The 16,681-nt window shown below is 73.2% G+C and carries 14 protein-coding genes; 7 read left to right on the top strand and 7 right to left on the bottom strand.

Annotation, left to right across the window (positions count from 1 at the left end):
* Positions 1 to 9: 9 nt before the first annotated feature.
* Entirely contained in the window at positions 10 to 1,512 is a 1,503-nt protein-coding gene (locus tag LNK82_RS31465; protein ID WP_230570526.1) for a sugar transferase, read from the bottom strand.
* A 576-nt stretch (positions 1,513 to 2,088) separates the two neighbouring features.
* Here LNK82_RS31465 and LNK82_RS31460 point away from each other — a divergent pair.
* Complete coding sequence (locus tag LNK82_RS31460; RefSeq protein WP_230570525.1) at positions 2,089 to 2,616, top strand: hypothetical protein; 528 nt, start codon at positions 2,089 to 2,091, stop codon at positions 2,614 to 2,616.
* Here the strand turns inward: LNK82_RS31460 and LNK82_RS31455 are convergent, their stop codons facing one another.
* Positions 2,617 to 4,533, bottom strand: coding sequence for a tetratricopeptide repeat protein (locus tag LNK82_RS31455; RefSeq protein ID WP_230570524.1), 1,917 nt, complete (start codon positions 4,531 to 4,533; stop codon positions 2,617 to 2,619). It abuts the gene before it with no gap.
* A gap of 75 nt (positions 4,534 to 4,608) precedes the next feature.
* Entirely contained in the window at positions 4,609 to 4,830 is a 222-nt protein-coding gene (locus LNK82_RS31450) for an RNA-binding S4 domain-containing protein (protein WP_230570523.1), read from the bottom strand.
* Between the two features lie 119 nt (positions 4,831 to 4,949).
* Between LNK82_RS31450 and LNK82_RS31445 the strand changes: the two genes are divergently transcribed.
* A complete protein-coding gene (locus tag LNK82_RS31445) occupies positions 4,950 to 5,690 on the top strand; it encodes a DUF742 domain-containing protein (protein WP_230570522.1) in 741 nt (246 codons plus the stop codon).
* Here LNK82_RS31445 and mug read toward each other — a convergent pair.
* The 4 genes from mug to LNK82_RS31425 are packed head-to-tail and all read right to left on the bottom strand — an operon-like array spanning position 5,667 to position 9,315.
* Complete coding sequence (mug, locus tag LNK82_RS31440; RefSeq protein ID WP_230570521.1) at positions 5,667 to 6,200, bottom strand: G/U mismatch-specific DNA glycosylase; 534 nt, start codon at positions 6,198 to 6,200, stop codon at positions 5,667 to 5,669. The two genes, LNK82_RS31445 and mug, sit on opposite strands and share 24 nt — an antisense overlap.
* 37 nt (positions 6,201 to 6,237) lie before the next feature.
* On the bottom strand, positions 6,238 to 8,037 hold the full coding sequence (locus LNK82_RS31435) for a bifunctional metallophosphatase/5'-nucleotidase (protein ID WP_230570520.1): 1,800 nt from the start codon (positions 8,035 to 8,037) through the stop codon (positions 6,238 to 6,240).
* Between the two features lie 27 nt (positions 8,038 to 8,064).
* Positions 8,065 to 8,721, bottom strand: coding sequence for a copper resistance CopC family protein (locus LNK82_RS31430; RefSeq protein WP_230570519.1), 657 nt, complete (start codon positions 8,719 to 8,721; stop codon positions 8,065 to 8,067).
* Positions 8,722 to 8,730: 9 nt separating this feature from the next.
* Positions 8,731 to 9,315, bottom strand: coding sequence for a hypothetical protein (locus LNK82_RS31425; protein WP_230570518.1), 585 nt, complete (start codon positions 9,313 to 9,315; stop codon positions 8,731 to 8,733).
* Positions 9,316 to 9,463: 148 nt separating this feature from the next.
* Here LNK82_RS31425 and LNK82_RS31420 point away from each other — a divergent pair, with 148 nt between their 5' ends.
* The 5 genes from LNK82_RS31420 to LNK82_RS31400 all read left to right on the top strand — a co-directional run bounded on the left by LNK82_RS31420 (position 9,464) and on the right by LNK82_RS31400 (position 16,598).
* Complete coding sequence (locus LNK82_RS31420; RefSeq protein ID WP_230570517.1) at positions 9,464 to 10,204, top strand: response regulator transcription factor; 741 nt, start codon at positions 9,464 to 9,466, stop codon at positions 10,202 to 10,204.
* Entirely contained in the window at positions 10,182 to 11,639 is a 1,458-nt protein-coding gene (locus tag LNK82_RS31415; protein WP_230570516.1) for a sensor histidine kinase, read from the top strand. Before LNK82_RS31420 ends, LNK82_RS31415 begins: the two co-directional genes overlap by 23 nt.
* Positions 11,640 to 11,728: 89 nt before the next feature.
* Entirely contained in the window at positions 11,729 to 13,516 is a 1,788-nt protein-coding gene (locus tag LNK82_RS31410; protein WP_230570515.1) for an ArnT family glycosyltransferase, read from the top strand.
* Positions 13,517 to 13,554: 38 nt separating this feature from the next.
* A complete protein-coding gene (locus LNK82_RS31405) occupies positions 13,555 to 14,763 on the top strand; it encodes a bifunctional glycosyltransferase family 2/GtrA family protein (protein ID WP_230570514.1) in 1,209 nt (402 codons plus the stop codon).
* Between the two features lie 29 nt (positions 14,764 to 14,792).
* Positions 14,793 to 16,598 (top strand): glycosyltransferase family 39 protein, encoded by a 1,806-nt coding sequence (locus tag LNK82_RS31400; protein ID WP_230570513.1) that lies wholly within the window; start codon positions 14,793 to 14,795, stop codon positions 16,596 to 16,598.
* Positions 16,599 to 16,681: the final 83 nt, after the last annotated feature.

Genomic DNA, 16,681 nt, shown 5'->3' with positions numbered 1-16,681 from the left:
TCCCTCATCTCAGTAGGCCCCCTGGCCGCCGAACACGGCCCGGAAGGTCTTCCACAAGATCAACGCGTCCAGTGCGAGCGACCACTCCTCCACGTACCGGAGGTCGAGCCGCACGGACTCCTCCCACGACAGGTCGCTGCGCCCGGAGACCTGCCACAACCCGGTCAGGCCCGGCTTGACCAGCAGCCTGCGGCGCATGTCGGGGCCGTACTTCGCGCTCTCCTCCGGCAGCGGCGGCCGGGGGCCGACCAGCGACATGGCGCCGGTGAACACGTTGAACAGCTGCGGCAGCTCGTCGAGCGAGTAGCGCCGCAGGAACCGGCCGACGGCGGTCACGCGGGGGTCGCGGCGCATCTTGAACAGCACGCCCGCGCCCTCGTTCACCGCTTGGAGCTGGGCGCGCAGCGCGTCGGCGTTGGTGACCATGGTGCGGAACTTCAGGATGGTGAACGGCGCGCCGTCCTTGCCGACGCGGCGCTGCCGGTAGAGCACCGGTCCCCTGGTGTCGACCATGATCGCCACCGCGACCGCCAGCAGCACGGGGCTCAGCAGGGCGACCAGCAGCAGCGAGCCGACCTTGTCCACGGCCGTCTTGACCACGCGGCGGAAGCCGGTGAACGACGGCTCGCTCACCCTCAGCAGCGGCATCCCGAGCACGCCGGTGACGTGCAGCCGGGGTCCGGCGAAGTCCATCAGGGCGGGCGCGACGACCATCTCGGTGCCGGTGCCCTCCAGGTCCCAGGCGAGCCGCTGGAGCCGGCGCGGCGTCCAGTAGGCGTCGGCGGTGACCGCGACGATCCGGTAGCCGCCGCGGCGGACCTGCTCGCCGAGGTCGCCGAACCGGCCGACGACCGGCACGCCGTCCAGCTCGAGGCCGATCTCGGCGCGGCCGTCGACCGTGCACACGGCGTCCACGCGCCAACCCAGGTGGGGCGCGCGGCGGGTGCGGCCGATCAGGTCGGCGACGGTGTCGATGTTGCCCGCGGCGAGGACCGGCAGCAGGCAGCGGCCCTCGCCCCGGGCGCGGTGCAGCGGGCGGCGCAGCAGGTAGCGGACCGGGAAGGCGACCAGCGCGACGGCGGGTCCGACCACGAACACCCACAGGCGGGCGCCCGGCAGCCCGGCCGCGAGCGCGCCGAGGCCCAGCGCGACGACGGACCCGAACAGGCCGCGGCCGAGGCGGCGGAACTCCTCCGCGCCCTGGCCGAGCACCATCGGGTTCCAGACGCGGCTGAGGAACAGCGATCCCACGATCACCGCGACCGTGACCGCTTGCAGCCCTAACAGGGACAGCGGGCCGACCGAGGCGTGGCGGGCGGACAGGGCGAAGCCCGCGAGCACGACGACCAGGACGGTGCAGAGGACGTCGGCGGCGATGACGCCGTAGCGGTAGGCGGGTTCCCAACTGCCGACGGTGGGGCTGGTGGTGCGCTGAGCGGTGGGCTCGGCGCGCTGGTCGGTGCCGAGCCCCGCGACCGGCCTGCGTCGCGTTGGCTGGACCTGCTCGCTCATCGTGGTACTCCCCCCGGGTGGGCCGGTTCGGACGTTGCACGTTCGCAGGGCATCCCCGACGGACCCGCGTGGTGTACGGCAAATGTTCGGCCGGCGATTTTTCTCGCCTCGCCAAACCGTCATTCGTCGCACCGACGGCGCGCGTTACACACGGTGCGCGTCGACCGGACGGTCATTCCTCGGCGCGACAGTCGACGCACACCCAGAAGGGTCATCGAGTGACTTCGGGTCACCGACCCGTTCTGCGGAAAAGGCTTGCCCGACCACCGGGACACCTCGGTCCACAGTGGCCGGTGGCCGCTCCGCGCGCACGCGGGTCACGTCCATCGGATCTGGGACGGCTTCCGTTACAGCGAGTTTCCACGCGGGGTCCGAGCCGAGCCGGAATACGTCCGAATACGGACTTGAGACCCTGCCCCGGGACCGCACCGTGGCGGGCTGCGATCACCCATTCACAGTGCGGTAGCAGCTATTCGGCGCAACGGACCGGGCACTTCGGGCCAGGAACTGTTCGACATTTACCGAAGTCCGTCGTGCGAGAGTGACCACGGCCACTTTTCGGGTGACAATGCTCCGGTGGTCGTCGTGTGGGTGATCGGCGGGCTGCTGGGCGCGTTCCACTGCGCGTGGGCGTGGCGCACCCGGCTGTACCCGCGCGGTCCCCGCGGTGCCGGGCTCGCTGTGGTGGACGCCACGTGGAGCCTGCCGAACACGGTCGCGGGGGCGGCGTTCCTGGCGTACGCGCTGGCGCGCGGCAACCGGGTGGACGTGGCGTTCAGCAGGCACCGCGGCACGCTCGGCCTGCGCGACGGGGTGATCAAGGGCTTCGCCACCACGGTCGGCCCGGTGCAGGCCGGCATCGCGATGGGCGTGGACGACCACGAGGCCGTGCACGTGTTCCAGGCGCGCCTGTTCGGCCCGTTCTACCTGCCGCTGGTCGTGGTGAACTGGATCGTCGCCACCGTCCTGCCCTACTGGCTGCTCTACCACGACCGGGCGAGCGCGCCGATCGACGGCGTCGCCGCCTACTTCCGCCGGGGCGTCTACCCGCACTGCTGGCACGAGGAGTGGGCCTACCGCCGCCAGGGCTCCCCGCCGCTGTGATCAGCGATGGTCCTCGACCAGGACCTCGAGGTTGGCGCGGATCGTCCTGGTCGTCGGGTGGTCGGGCCCCAGCACCCGCTCGGCATCGGCGAGTGCCGCCTGTTGGAGCGAGATCGCCCGATCCCGGTCACCGGCGGACCAGGAGGCGTGCGCGAGGTTGTTCCGCGACCGCAAGGTGTCCGGGTGATCGCGACCCAGCACCCGGTACTGATCCGCCAGCGTCGACTCGTACAGCGGCAGCGCCCGGTCCAGGTCACCGGCCGACTCGTAGGCGTAGCCGAGGTTGTTCCGCGAGCTCAGCGTGTCCGGATGAGCGAAGCCCAACACGCGTTCCCGATCCGCCAACGTCGCCTCGTACAGCGGGATCGCCCGCTCCAGATCACCCATGGACTCGTAGGTGCAGGCCAGGTTGTTCCGCGATCGCAGGGTGTCCGGGTGATCCGGGCCCAGCAGCCGTTCCCGATCGGCCAACGTCGCCTCGTACAGCGCAACCGACCGCTCCAGGTCACCCAGTGAGTCGTAGGCACCGGCCAGGTTGTTCCGCGTGATCAGGGTTGCCGTGTGGTCGGGGCCGTGGACGTGCTCGCAGCCGTGCACGGCGCGGGTCAGCAGTGCGATGGCCGAGGTCGTGTCGCCTTGCCCCTTCAAGTACCAGCCGAGCTGGTTGGCGAGGAAGCACAGCGCGGGTGTGTCGAGGTCGGTGTGGTCGAGCAGTGCCTGCGCGTGGGACAGCACCATCCGGAAGGCGGGCCAGTCCGCGGGCAGGTCGGGTTCGGTTCCCCCCAGGGCTCCGGCGAAGACGTCGGCGGTGGCGTCGCGGGCGGCGGTGATGTCGTCGGGTCGGCGGTGGGGGTCGTCGGGGTCGGGCGTGCGGGTGACGGCCTGGACCAGCCGGTGGACGCTGATCGCGTCGGCGGTCAGCGTGATCATGCTGTAGGCGGCCAGCCTGCCCAGGGCATGCACCACGTCGGGGTCGTCGCCGAGCAGGTGGCGCGGGATGTCATCGGGGGCGTACCAGGCCAGGCGGCGCAGCAGGTCGCCCGCCGACGGGGTGTCCGCGAGGCGGTCGAGGGTGACGTGCCAGACGCGGGCCGCGGTGCGCTGGGCGTCGCCGCCCTCGGCGGTCGCGGTGAACATCCGGGCCGGGTAGCGGCGGAGCAGGTCCAGGAAGGCGGTCGGGGTGATGCGGGTCTGGGACAGGTAGGCGCCTGCCTGTTCGATGGCCAGGGGCAGCCGGCCGAGCTCTTCGCACAGCCGCGAGGCGTCGGCCAGGTCGGCGTCGGGCCACCGGTCCCGCACGAGCCGGGTCAGCAGTTGCGTCGCCTCGGCGGGCGGCAGGACGTCCACCGCCACCGTGGAGGCCGCGGTCCAGCCTCCCGCGTGGCGGGACGTGATCAACACCGTGCCGGTGCGCACGCGCTCCAGCAAGGCCGCGGCGTCCGCCGGACCCGTCACGTTGTCCAGGACGAGCAGCCAGCCGTCGTGCGAGGCCAGCCAGCGCACGGCCAGCTCGACCCGTTGCTCCAGGGTCAGCTCGGCGGTCCCGGGTGCGAGGGCGACGGCCAGGTCCGCCAGCCCGGTGTCCAGGGCGGCGGGTGAGTCGGCGGTGATCCACCAGACCGGGGCGAACCGCTCGGCGTGCGAGGCGAACCGGGCCGCCAGGGTGCTCTTGCCGACTCCGCCCAGCCCGTGCACGGCCACCACGACCGCCCGCCCACCCGGGGCGACCGCCGCGGCCAACCGGGCGAGCTCCCCCGTCCGGCCGACGAACGACCCGGGCACGAGGGGCACGCGCCGAACCCACGACCCGGCGACCAGGGACTCCATCACCGGCACGACCGGGGCGGCGCGCACGGTGACGTCGCGGCCGGCCTGGTAGAAGGTCGAACCGCCGTGCGCCTCACCGGTTTGGCTCATCGCGACTCCAAGCCCACGACTCCAGTCGGTCCGCACCCCGCGCACAACGCAGAACTGCGGACAACCGGCGGAACGCTAGCGATCGGTAACCAGGCGGGCCTTCTCCCCGCCCACGGCGATCACGTCGCCGTGGTGCAGCTGGGCGCCACGGCGGGTCTCCAGGCGGCCGTTCACCGTGACCTCCTCGGATTCGACCAGGTCACGGGCGTGCGCGCCGTTGTCCGCCAAGCCTGCCAGCTTGAGGAACTGTCCCAACCTGATCATGTCGTCGGAGATCTCGACCTCGCGGATGCGCATCGTCCCATCATCCTCCAGCGTGCACGGGCGTCCGCACGTGCCGCGGTTAACAAGGTTTGCACGGAGTCGAAACACGCCCGACATCATCCGAACGCGGTTCGGTCTACGGTTCCCGGAATGTGAGCACAGGCAGCTCTGACCCGGAGCCGACCGGCGGCGAGCGCAGACGCCGCCGGTCCCTGCGCGGGAACGTCGGCACGACCGGCGCCCGGTTCGGCTCCCCCGCGTTGCAGCGCAGTCTCGACGAAGAGCCTACGGAACAGCCCAAGCCGCCTCGCCGGCGGAGGTCGTTACGGGGCGAGGTCGGCGCCACGGGCGCGCGGTTCGGCTCGGCCGCGCTCCGGCGCAGCCTGGACGAGCAGCCGGACGACCCCCTCGAGCAGACCGCGCCGTTCGACGCCCCGTACGACTACGTCGAGCCGACCGCCCGGCCGCCCGAGCCCCGGCCCGACCACCAGCCCTGGCCCGACCACCAGCCCTGGCCCGACCGCGAGCCGGAACCCGCCGTCGAGGAGTTCTCCGGTCCCCTGGTCCGCCCCTACGCCTGGACGGGTGGCCGCACGGCGTCCGACTACGACCTCAGGCTGGAGACGCTGGTCTCGCTGGAGCGGGACGGCATCGCGATCGCCATGCGGGAGAGCACCGCGGAGCAGCGGTCGATCGTCGAGCTGTGCGCCAACTACCCCAGGTCGGTCGCCGAGGTCTCCGCGCTGCTGGCCGTGCCGCTCGGGGTGGCGCGGGTGCTGCTCGGCGACCTCATCTCGATGGGCGTGGTCGCCATGCACGACAACGCCGCCGCGGCCACCGGCGCCGACTTCACGCTGCTGGAACGGGTGCTAGTCGGCCTGCGCAACCTCTAGCCGCAACCGGCCGAAGACCTCGGCCAGCGCGGGCAGCTGGTAGTGCGCGTTGAGCCCGCTGGGGTTCGGCAGCACCCACAGCCGCGACGACGCGATCGTCTCCTCCTGCGGGCCGATCGCCGCCCCCTTGCGCCCGAACGCCGCCCGGTACGCCGTCACGCCGACGACCGCCACCACCTTCGGCCGGTGCCGCCGCGCCAACGACGTCAGCCGCACACCGCCCGCCCGCAGCTCCTCGGCCGTCAGCTCGTCGGCCCGCGCCGTCGGCCGGGCGACCAGGTTCGTGATGCCCAACCCGTACCGCGGCAGCTCGTCCTGCTCGGCGGGCGCCAGCAGGCGGGGCGTGAACCCGGACAGGTGCAGCGCGGGCCAGAACCGGTTGCCCGGCCGGGCGAAGTGCTGCCCCTTGGCCGCCGACAGCAGGCCGGGGTTGATGCCGCAGAACAGCACGTCCAACCCCGGCCCGACGATGTCCGGCAGGTGCGGTGGCACCGGTCGCCCCTCGCTCATCCGCCGCCGTCCGCGCGGCCGCGGCCACCCGGCGCGGTCACCCGACCACCACCGGCGTGCCGTCGACGACCAGCCGCCAGTCGACCCGGTGGAACGCGGCCGGGTCGATCTCGCCGCGCTCGCGCACCCAGTCGATGATCAGCTGCCGGATCTCCAGCTGCCGGTTGTGCAGCACCGGCGCGGTCGCGATGTGCGGGAAGTTGCCGCCGCCGGACTGCCGGTAGTTGTTCACCGCCACCGCGAACGCCTGCTCGGCCGTCACCGCGACGCCCGCGTAGGCCAGCCCGGTGATCCGCTGCCCGACCGGCCGCGCCAGGTCGATGTCGTAGGTCAGCGGCGCGTCGAGGCCGGCCGCCACGTCGTAGAGGTAGTCCGGCGTGCCGCCCGCGTTGGTCAGCGCGTCCGGCTGGTGCGGCCCGGGCGTGCCCACCGCCTTGAAGTAGCTCGCCGACCGCTCCAGGTAGTCCTTGAGCTGCGCGCCGGTGAGCCGCACGCCGAACAGCGTGTTGTCGAAGACGTAGAGCCCGGCCACGTCGCGCACCGACACGTCGCCGGCCGGGATCGCCGCCGCCTTGTTGAACGGCGAGGCCAGCGACAGCACCGGCAGCGCCTCGGTCAGCGACGCCTTCAACGCCACGCCCTGCACGAGGTTGACGAAGTCGAGCGCGGCGGTGTCCTCGTACCGCGCGGTCGCGGCGGACATCGCCGACCTCGACGTGCCGATCTTGGAGTTGACGTAGGCGACCACCTTGTCGTGGTCGTCGCGCAGCCGGCGCACGATCGCCGGGTCCTCGGGCACGGTGTTGGTGTTGAGCACCTGCGAGCGGGACGCCTCCGTCCGCCAGCCCCGCCCCGGCGACCACGCCAGGTCGAACTCCATCAGGCTCAACCGCTTGCCCCAGAACAGCGGCTCGGTCAGCAGCACCTGCTTCCCGGTGGCCTTGTTCGTGACGAACCGCTGCGCGATCTCGGTGTGAGCGTGGCCGACGAGGATCGCGTCGATGCCCGGCACCTCCTCCGCGACCAGGGCGGAGCAGTTCTCCGGGAAGGGCAGCAGGTCGCCGAGCGACGACGACAGGTCCGCGCCGGAGTGCGCGGCGACCACCACGAGGTCCGCGCCCGCCGCGCGCACCTTCGGCACCCACTCGCGGGCCTGCTCCAGCACGCCGGGGAAGGTCATCTTCCCGTCCACGTGCGCCTTGTCCCAGATCGCGATGCCGGGGTTGGTCAGGCCGAGGATGCCGACCCGCAGCGGCGCCGCGCCGGTCCGCCACACGGTCTTGACCACGTACGGGCGGAACGCGGGCTCGCCGGTGGCCGAGTCGATGGCGTTGGCGGCCAGCAGCGGGAAGTCGAGCTGCTTCTCGAACGCCCGCAGCAGGGGGATGCCGTAGTTGAACTCGTGGTTGCCGAGCGCGGCGGCGTCGTAGCCGAGCTCGTTCATCGCGGCGGCCATCGGGTGCACGCGGCGACGGCCGATGGGCTCGACCTTGGCGTAGTAGTAGGCCAGCGGCGTGCCCTGGATGGTGTCGCCCGCGTCGACCAGCAGGGTGCGGTGCGCGCCGCGTTCCTCCCGGACGGCCTTGACCAGCGTGGACAGCTTCGCCAGGCCCACGTCGTTGTGCCCGCTGTCGTCGAACTCGCGGTCGGCGAAGTAGTCCCAGTTGAAGACGTTGCCGTGCAGGTCCGTGGTGCCGAGGACGGTGAGGGTGAACCGTCGCCCGCCAGCCCGGTCGTCCGGTGCGGCGTGTGCCGCCGTGCGGAACCCGGCCGCGGCGAGCACGGCCGCGGCGCCGCCCGCGAGCAAGCCGCGGCGGTGCAGGGGAGATCCGGTCATGGGGCGACCGTAGCCATTGACCGTTGACTACTCGGCCGGCTTCCCGGCGTCGTCGCCCTTCGCCCGCCGGTTCAGGGCGACGCCGACCACGATGCCGACCACCGACAGCACCGCCGCGATCAGGATCCACACCCACAGCGGCACGCCGCCGCCGTCGTCGTCCGGGCCGGAGGTGGCGGCCGGGGTGGTCGACTGGGTGAGCGTGGCCACCGAGCCGGTGGCGGCGGCGGTCGACGAGGTGGTGGGAGCCTCGCCCGCCGACGTCACGGCGGGTGGCGCGGCGGGCGTCGTGGCGGCCGGCGGCTGCTGCGCCGCCGGCGGCGCGGTCACCGTGAAGGCGAACGTGCCGTCGACGAAGTCGCCGTCCAGCGACTCGACCCGCCACGACACCGTGTGCTGCCCGGCGGGCGACGAGGACTCCAGCAGGGGCACGGTCAGCTTCACGCCGTCGGCGGTGACCTGGCCCGTCGGCCAGGCGCTGCCGTCGGCGGCCAGGACGGTGACCTCGGCGCTCTCGGCGGGCACCGGCTCGGTGAACGTCAGCGTGAGCAGCGTGGGCCGCTGCGCCAGCGACGCGCCGCTCGCCGGGTCGCTCGAGACCAGCTCGGTGTGGGCGTGCGCGTGGGGCGACGCCCCGAACAGGACCAGGGTTGCCAGCAGTGCCGAGAGCGCCAGTCGGGTCATGCGGTAGTTCTACCGGGTCGGCGGGGTCCCCTGCTGGTCGGTCGGGCCGCCCTGCCTGGCGGGCGGCTGGCCGTTGCCCTGCTTCTGCTGCGGCCCGCCGCGCATCATGTTGCCCTCCATGATGCTGTCCGCGGTGGCCTTGCCGTCGGCGGACTCCGCGGACCCGCCCGCGATCACGGTCACGACGTCGCCCGCGGCGATGTCGTCGAGCGCGCCCTGACCGCCGTTGACCTGCGTGTCGTCGTCGACCAGGTAGGTCGCGCTGAACCCGTCGCCGCTCTTCACCGTGATGGACGAATCGCTGACCTCGGTGACCTCGCCGTTCTGGAACTCGCCGTGCTGGGTGTCGCCGAACGGGCCGCCCATCACCACCAGGCCGCCGTTGGCCCGGCCGTACCCGCCGGGCCCGCCCATGCCCTTGGCCGCGTCGGAGTTGCTCGCGGCGTAGATGACACCACCGCCGACGGCGGCGATGCCGAGGGCGATCGCGACGGCGGCGAGGCTCTTGCGGCCGTTCCAGCCGGTTCCCGCAGCGGCGGCCTGCGGCGGCGGCTCTTCACCCCAGGTCGGGTGCTGCTCGGTTTCGGTAGTCATGGCGACCACGGTCCCGGGCGAGCCTGTGAGCCGGCTGTGCGGCCGTTGGGCGCTGCCTGTGCGTGCGCCACGACCGGTCGGGTGGCTTCACAGGTGGTACACAGGATCGGCACAGGTCCGGCTCAACCGCCGGGTCCAGGATCGGAGCATGCGACCGGTGTCCGCTTCGGGGACGTCCCCTGAGCTCCGCCGCCCGGACGGGAGTCCGGTGCGGGTCCTTGTGGTGGACGACGAGTCCACGTTGGCCGAGCTGATGTCCATGGCGTTGCGGATGGAGCGCTGGGAGGTCCGCACCGCGCTGGACGGCACGTCCGCCGTGCGGATCGCGCGCGACTTCCGGCCCGACGTGGTGGTGCTGGACGTGATGCTGCCCGACTTCGACGGGCTGGAGGTGCTGCGCAGGCTGCGCGCGGACCTGCCCGGGCTGCCGGTGCTGTTCCTCACCGCCAAGGACGCGGTGGAGGACCGGATCGCCGGGCTCACCGCGGGCGGCGACGACTACGTGACCAAGCCGTTCAGCCTGGAGGAGGTCGTGCTGCGGCTGCGCGGCCTGCTGCGCCGCACCGGCGTCACCGAGGCCGGCGCGGGCACCGAGCTCGTGGTCGGCGACCTGGTGCTGGACGAGGAGACGCGCGAGGTGCGCCGCGGCGGCGTCGCGATCGACCTCACCGCCACCGAGTTCGAGCTGCTGCGGTACCTGATGCGCAACCCCAGGCGGGTGCTGTCGAAGGCGCAGATCCTGGACCGGGTGTGGAGCTACGACTTCGGCGGGCAGGCCAACATCGTCGAGCTGTACATCTCCTACCTGCGCAAGAAGATCGACGCGGGCAGGACGCCCATGATCCACACGATGCGGGGCGCGGGCTATGTCCTCAAGCCCTCGTCCTGAGCGCCCGTCGCGGACGGCGGGCTGGCCGCTGCGGACGAAGCTGGTGGCGGCCCAGGTGGTGCTGCTGGCGGTCGTGTGCGGGATCATCGGCGTGGCGACCGGGTTCGCGCTGCGGGACTCCCTGATCGCCCAGTTGGACGGCCAGTTGCGCGAGGCGGCGGCGAAGGCGCGGCCCGACGGTCCGCCGGTGCCCAGCGGCTTCCCCAACCCGCTGGACGGGCCCGGGTTCCCGCCCGGCACCCTGATGTTGATCAAGCACGACGACGGCGGCACCAACGCGGAGCGGCTGACCAGGGGCAGCGGTGACCGGGCCCGGCTGTCGGCCGAGGTCACCGAGCGGGCCGAGGCCGTCCCCGCGGACGGCAGGCCGCGCACGGTGTGGCTGGGCGACGAGCTCGGCGACCACCGGGTCATGGCGTTCACCACGCCGTTCGGGACCAAGGTGATCACCGGCCTGCCGATGGCCGACGTCGACAGCACGGTGTCGCGGATGGGGTGGATCGTCGGCGGGGTGGCGCTGGCCGGGCTGGTCGCGGTGAGCCTGGCCGGCGCGCTGATCGTGCGCCGCACGCTGCGCCCGCTGGAACGGGTGGCCGCGACCGCGAGCCGGGTGGCCGAGCTGCCGCTGCACGAGGGCGAGGTGGCGCTGGCCGAACGGGTGCCCGACGAGTACGCCGACCCGGGCACCGAGGTCGGCCAGGTCGGCCTGGCGCTCAACCGGATGCTCGGGCACGTCGGCAGCGCGTTGGAGGCCCGGCACGCCAACGAGACCAGGGTCCGGCAGTTCGTCGCGGACGCGAGCCACGAGCTGCGCACGCCCCTGGCCGCCATCCGCGGGTACGCCGAGCTGACCCGCCGCACGTCCGACGAGGTGCCCGAGCAGATCGCGCACGCGATGCGACGGGTGGAGTCCGAGGCGGTGCGGATGACGTCGCTGGTCGAGGACCTGCTCCTGCTGGCGCGGCTGGACGCCGGGCGTCCGCTGGCCCGCGATCCCGTGGACCTCTCCCGGTTGGTGGTCGACACGGTCAGCGACGCCCGCATCGCCGGGCCGGACCACGAGTGGCGGATGGAGCTGCCGCCCTACGCCGTCGAGGTGACCGGTGACGCGCACAAGCTGCACCAGGTGCTGGCGAACCTGCTGTCCAACGCCCGCACGCACACGCCGCCCGGCACCACGGTCACCACGACGCTGTCCACTGTGGAGGGCGGGGTGCGGGTGTCGGTGAGCGACGACGGCCCCGGCATCCCGGCCGGGTTGCAGGGCGAGGTGTTCGAGCGGTTCAGCCGGGGCGACACCTCGCGGTCGCGGGCGGCGGGCAGCACCGGGCTCGGCCTGTCGATCGTGGCCGCCGTGGTGGCCTCCCACAACGGGTCCGTGCGGCTGGCGAGCGCGCCCGGCCGGACCACGTTCACCGTGCACCTGCCGCGCTGACCGCAGGGTGATCCGCGGGGTGATCGCGCACAGCCCGCTCACAGCCGGGGCACAAGGACCGCCCAGGGTTCGCCGACAGGCTCGACCCCATGCGAGCGCGACTTCCCCTGTTGCTGTTGTTGGCCGGGACGGCGGTGCTGTACCTGTGGCGGTTGGGCGACTCGGGGTGGGCCAACGCCTACTACTCCGCCGCCGCCCAGGCCGGCGCCGAGAGCTGGCACGCGTGGTTCTTCGGCGCGACCGACCCGGCCGGCGCGATCACCGTCGACAAGACACCCGCGGCGACCTGGGTCATGGGTCTGTCGGCCCGGCTGTTCGGCGTCAACGCCTGGAGCATCCTGGTGCCGCAGGCGTTGATGGGCGTGGCGAGCGTGTGGCTGCTGCACGCCGCGGTGCGCCGCGCGGCCGGTGAGGCGGCCGGGCTCATCGCGGGCGCGGTGCTGGCGCTGACGCCGGTGGCGGTGCTGATGTTCCGGTTCAACAACCCCGACGCCTTGATGCTGCTGCTGCTCGTGGCGGGCGCTTACGCCACGGTCCGCGCCACCGAGAAGGCCTCCGTGCGCTGGCTGGTCCTGGCCGGCGTGGCGGTGGGGTTCGCGTTCCTGGCGAAGATGCTCCAGGCGTTCCTGGTGCTGCCCGCGTTCGGCCTGGTGTACCTGGCGTTCGCGCCGGCCCCGCTGCCGCGCAAGGTGCGGCACCTCGGCGCGGCGTTGGGCGCGGTGGTCGTCGCCGGTGGCTGGTGGGTGCTGGCCGTGGAGCTGACGCCCGCCGGGTCGCGGCCCTACATCGGCGGTTCGCAGGCGGACAGCGTGCTGGAGCTGGCACTGGGGTACAACGGTCTCGGCCGGTTGACCGGTGAGGAGATCGGCAGCGTCGGCGGCGGCGGTCGGGGCTCGGGCGGGTGGGCCAGGCTGCTCGGCGACGAGATGGGCGGTCAGATCGCCTGGCTGCTGCCGACCGCGCTGGTGCTGCTGGTCGCCGGGTGGTGGGCCGGCCGCGCGGCGGAGCGGGTCGGGCTCGCGCTGTGGGGCGGTTGGCTGGTGGTCACCGCCGTGGTGTTCAGCTTCATGAACGGCATCATCCACGCCTACTACACGGTCGCGCTGGCGCCCGCGATCGGCGCGCTGATCGGGATCGGCGCGGTCGCGTTGTGGCGCAAGAGGCAGGAGCCCGTCGCGGCGGCGGCGCTGTCCGGCGCGCTGGCCGTGACCGCGCTCCAGTGCTACCTGCTGCTGCTGGACTGGTCCGCCCCGCTGGCGGCCGTCGTGCTGGTCCTCGGCCTCATCGCGGCGGTCGGGCTGTTCCTCGCCGCCTCCGCGCCCGCCGCGGTGGTCGTGCCGGTCGCGGTCGTCGCCGCGCTGCTCGGGCCGGGGGCCTACTCCGTGGCCACGGCGGCGACACCGCACTCCGGCGCGATCCCCAGCGCCGGTCCGGCGCTGTCGAACCGCCCTGGCGGGCTCGTGCTCATGGGGCCCGGCGGCACTGTGAACAACGTCGGCGGCGCGCGGATGGGCGGTCTGCTCAGCGCGCCGGAACCGGGCGAGGAGCTGGTGGCGCTGCTGCGCGACAGCGAGGGCTTCACCTGGGCGGCGGCGGCCGTCGGCTCCAACAACGCGGCCGGCTACCAGCTCGACAGCGGCGCTCCGGTGATGGCCGTCGGCGGGTTCAACGGCACCGATCCCGCGCCGACCCTGGAGGAGTTCCAGGAGTTGGTCCGAAGTGGACAGGTCCACTACTTCCTCGGCGGGGCCCTGATGCCCGCGGAGACGGGCAGCGACGCGTCCCGGCGGATCGCCGAGTGGGTGGCGGAGACGTTCACCGCGACGACCGTCGACGACGTCGAGGTCTACGACCTCACAGCCGGCGCACAGCGATGACACACGAGCCGCCCAGCCAAGCGCCCGAGGGTGAGCTCATGACCACGCTCACGACGACCACCGTGCTCGACGTGGTGGTGCCCGTGCATAACGAACAGCGCGACCTCGCGCCCTGCGTGCGCAAGCTGCACGCCGACCTCACGCAGACGTTCCCCTATACGTTCCGGATCACCATCGCGAACAACGCGAGCACGGACGGCACGCGCGCCGTCGCCGACGAGCTGGCCCGCGAGCTGCCCGGCGTGGCCGCGGTCCACCTCGCCGAGAAGGGACGTGGCCGGGCGCTGAAAGCGGTCTGGACCGCGTCGGACGCCGCCGTGCTGGCGTACATGGACGTGGACCTGTCCACCGACCTGGCCGCCCTCGCGCCGCTGGTGGCGTCGTTGATCTCCGGGCACTCGGACCTGGCGATCGGCAGCCGGCTGGCCCGCGGCGCGCGGGTGGTGCGCGGGCCCAAGCGCGAGTTCATCTCCCGCTGCTACAACCTGATCCTGCGCGGCACGCTCGCCACCCGGTTCACCGACGCGCAGTGCGGGTTCAAGGCGATCCGGGCCGACGTCGCCCGGCGGCTGCTGCCGCACGTCGAGGACACCGGGTGGTTCTTCGACACCGAGCTGCTGGTGCTCGCCGAACGGGCCGGCGCGCGCATCCACGAGGTCCCGGTGGACTGGGTGGACGACCCGGACAGCCGGGTGGACATCGTGTCGACCGCCGTGGCCGACCTCAAAGGCGTCGTCCGGGTGGCCCGCGGCCTGGTGAGCGGGCGGATCCCGATCGGCGAACTCCGCGCGCAGCTGGGGAGGGAGCCGTTGGAACCTCGGACGCCGGGCGTGCCGGCCGGGTTGTTCCGGCAGCTGGTCCGCTTCGCCGCGGTCGGCGTGATCAGCACGCTGGCCTACCTGCTGCTGTTCGTGTCGCTGCGCGGCGGGCTCGGCGCGCAGGGCGCGAACCTGGTGGCGCTGCTGGTCACCGCCATCGCCAACACCGCGGCCAACCGCCGCTTCACCTTCGGCGTGCGCGGCCGGCGCGGCGCGGGCCGCCACCAGTTCGAAGGGCTGCTCGTGTTCGGCCTCGGCCTCGCGCTGACCAGCGGCTCGCTGGCCCTGCTGCACCTGTTCGCGGCGCCCGGCGGCCCGGCCGAGCTGGTCGCGGTCGTCGGGGCCAACCTCCTCGCCACCGTGCTGCGCTTCCTGTTGCTGCGCAACTGGGTCTTCCGGCCGCGCCGCGCCGTGACGACCGCTCCATGACCACACCGTCGACCCTAGGGAACCCTTCCATGACCACCGCAACCCTGACGGCGCCCGCACCCACCGCCAAGGCGCCGCCGCCGGGCCGGAACTGGACCACGCCCGCGCTGGTCGTGCTGCTGGCCGGCACGGCGGTGCTGTACCTGTGGAACATCACCGCGTCCGGTTGGGGCAACTCCTACTACGCCGCCGCGACCCAGGCCGGCGCGCAGAGCTGGACCGCGTGGCTGTTCGGCGGCCTGGACGCCGGTGGCGTGATCACGGTCGACAAACCGCCCGCCGCGCTGTGGGTGAGCGGGTTGTTCGCGCGCGCCTTCGGGTTCTCCAGCTGGACCGTGCTGGCGCCGCAGGCCATCGAGGGCGTGCTGGCCGTGTGGCTGTTGTACGCCACGGTCAAGCGCACGTCCGGCGCGGTGGCCGGGCTGATCGCGGGCGCGGCGCTCGCGGTGACGCCGGTGGCCGTGCTGATGTTCCGGTTCAACCTGCCCGACGCGCTGCTGGTGCTGCTGATGGTGGCCGCCGCGTACTGCACCGTGCGCGCGCTGGAGAAGGGTTCCGGCCGGTGGCTCGCGCTGGCGGGCGTCGCGGTCGGGTTCGCGTTCCTGGCCAAGATGGGGCAGGCGTTGCTGGTGCTGCCCGCGTTCACCGCCGCCTACCTGCTCGCCGCGCCGACCACGCTGCCCAAGCGGTTGCTGCACCTGCTCGGCGCGGGCCTCGCCGTGGTCGTGTCCGCCGGGTGGTTCATCGCGCTGGTCGAGCTGTGGCCGCGCGAGTCGCGCCCCTACATCGGCGGGTCGGACAACGACTCGCTGTGGGAGCTGGCCATGGGCTACAACGGCCTGGGCCGGATCTTCGGCGGACGCGGCGGCGGCGGTGTCATCGCGGGTGGCGGCAACGCCAACCTGGGCTTCGGCGGCGAGACCGGCATCGGCCGGCTGTTCGGCGCGAGCATGGGCGCGGAGATCTCGTGGCTGCTCCCGGCCGCGCTCGTCGGGATGCTCGCGGGGCTGTGGTTCACCCGCCGGCTGCCGCGCACCGACCGCACCCGCGCGGCACTCGTGCTGTGGGGCCTGTGGGTGCTGGGCAACGGGGTCGTGTTCAGCTTCATGAGCGGCATCACCCACCCGTACTACACCGTGGCCGTCGCGCCGGGCGTCGCCGCGCTCGTCGCCATCGCCGGCCGGGAGATGTGGCGTGGCCGCGAGCACCTGCCGGTGCGCGTCGCGCTGGCGACGATGGTCGCCGCCGCCGGGTTCTGGGGCTTCGCGCTGCTCCAGCGGTTCGGCGAGTGGCTGCCCGCGCTGCGCTGGGTCGTGGCGGCGCTGACCGTGCTGGTGGCCACGGCGGTCGTGATGGGCGTGCGCCGGGTCGCCGCGCTCGCGTTGGCCACCTCGGTGCTCTCCACCGCGGCCTTCGGCGTGGCCACCGCCGCCACACCGCACGGCGGCTCGATCCCGATGTCCGGTCCCCCGTCCTACGCGGGCGACGGCGGCATGGGCGGCGGACCGATGGGCGCGACGTCCGCCGAGCTGACCGACCTGCTGAAGGCCACCACCGGCACGTGGGCGGCGGCGACGATGAGCGCGCAGGGCGCGGCGAACCTGTCGCTGGACTCGGGCAAGGCCGTGATCGGCATCGGCGGTTGGAGCGGTGGCGACCCGGCGCCCACGCTGGAGGAGTTCCGGCAGTACGTGGCGGACGGCCGGATAGGCTACTTCGTCTCCGGCGGCGGCATGGGCGGCGGCCCGCGCGGCGACAGCGAGATCACCGAGTGGGTCGCGGCGAACTACGAGGCCACGACGATCGGCGGGGCGACGGTCTACAAGCTCGGCTGACGCCACCCGGGCGGGTCGACGACGTAGCGCGGCGGCTCCGGCAGCCCCGCCCAAGAGCGGTACATGATGGTGGCCGCGTACGG

Origin of the sequence: Saccharothrix luteola (assembly GCF_020859565.1) — a bacterium.
Taxonomy (GTDB): Bacteria; Actinomycetota; Actinomycetes; order Mycobacteriales; family Pseudonocardiaceae; genus Actinosynnema; species Actinosynnema luteola.
This window is presented reverse-complemented; position numbering and strand designations above follow the sequence as displayed.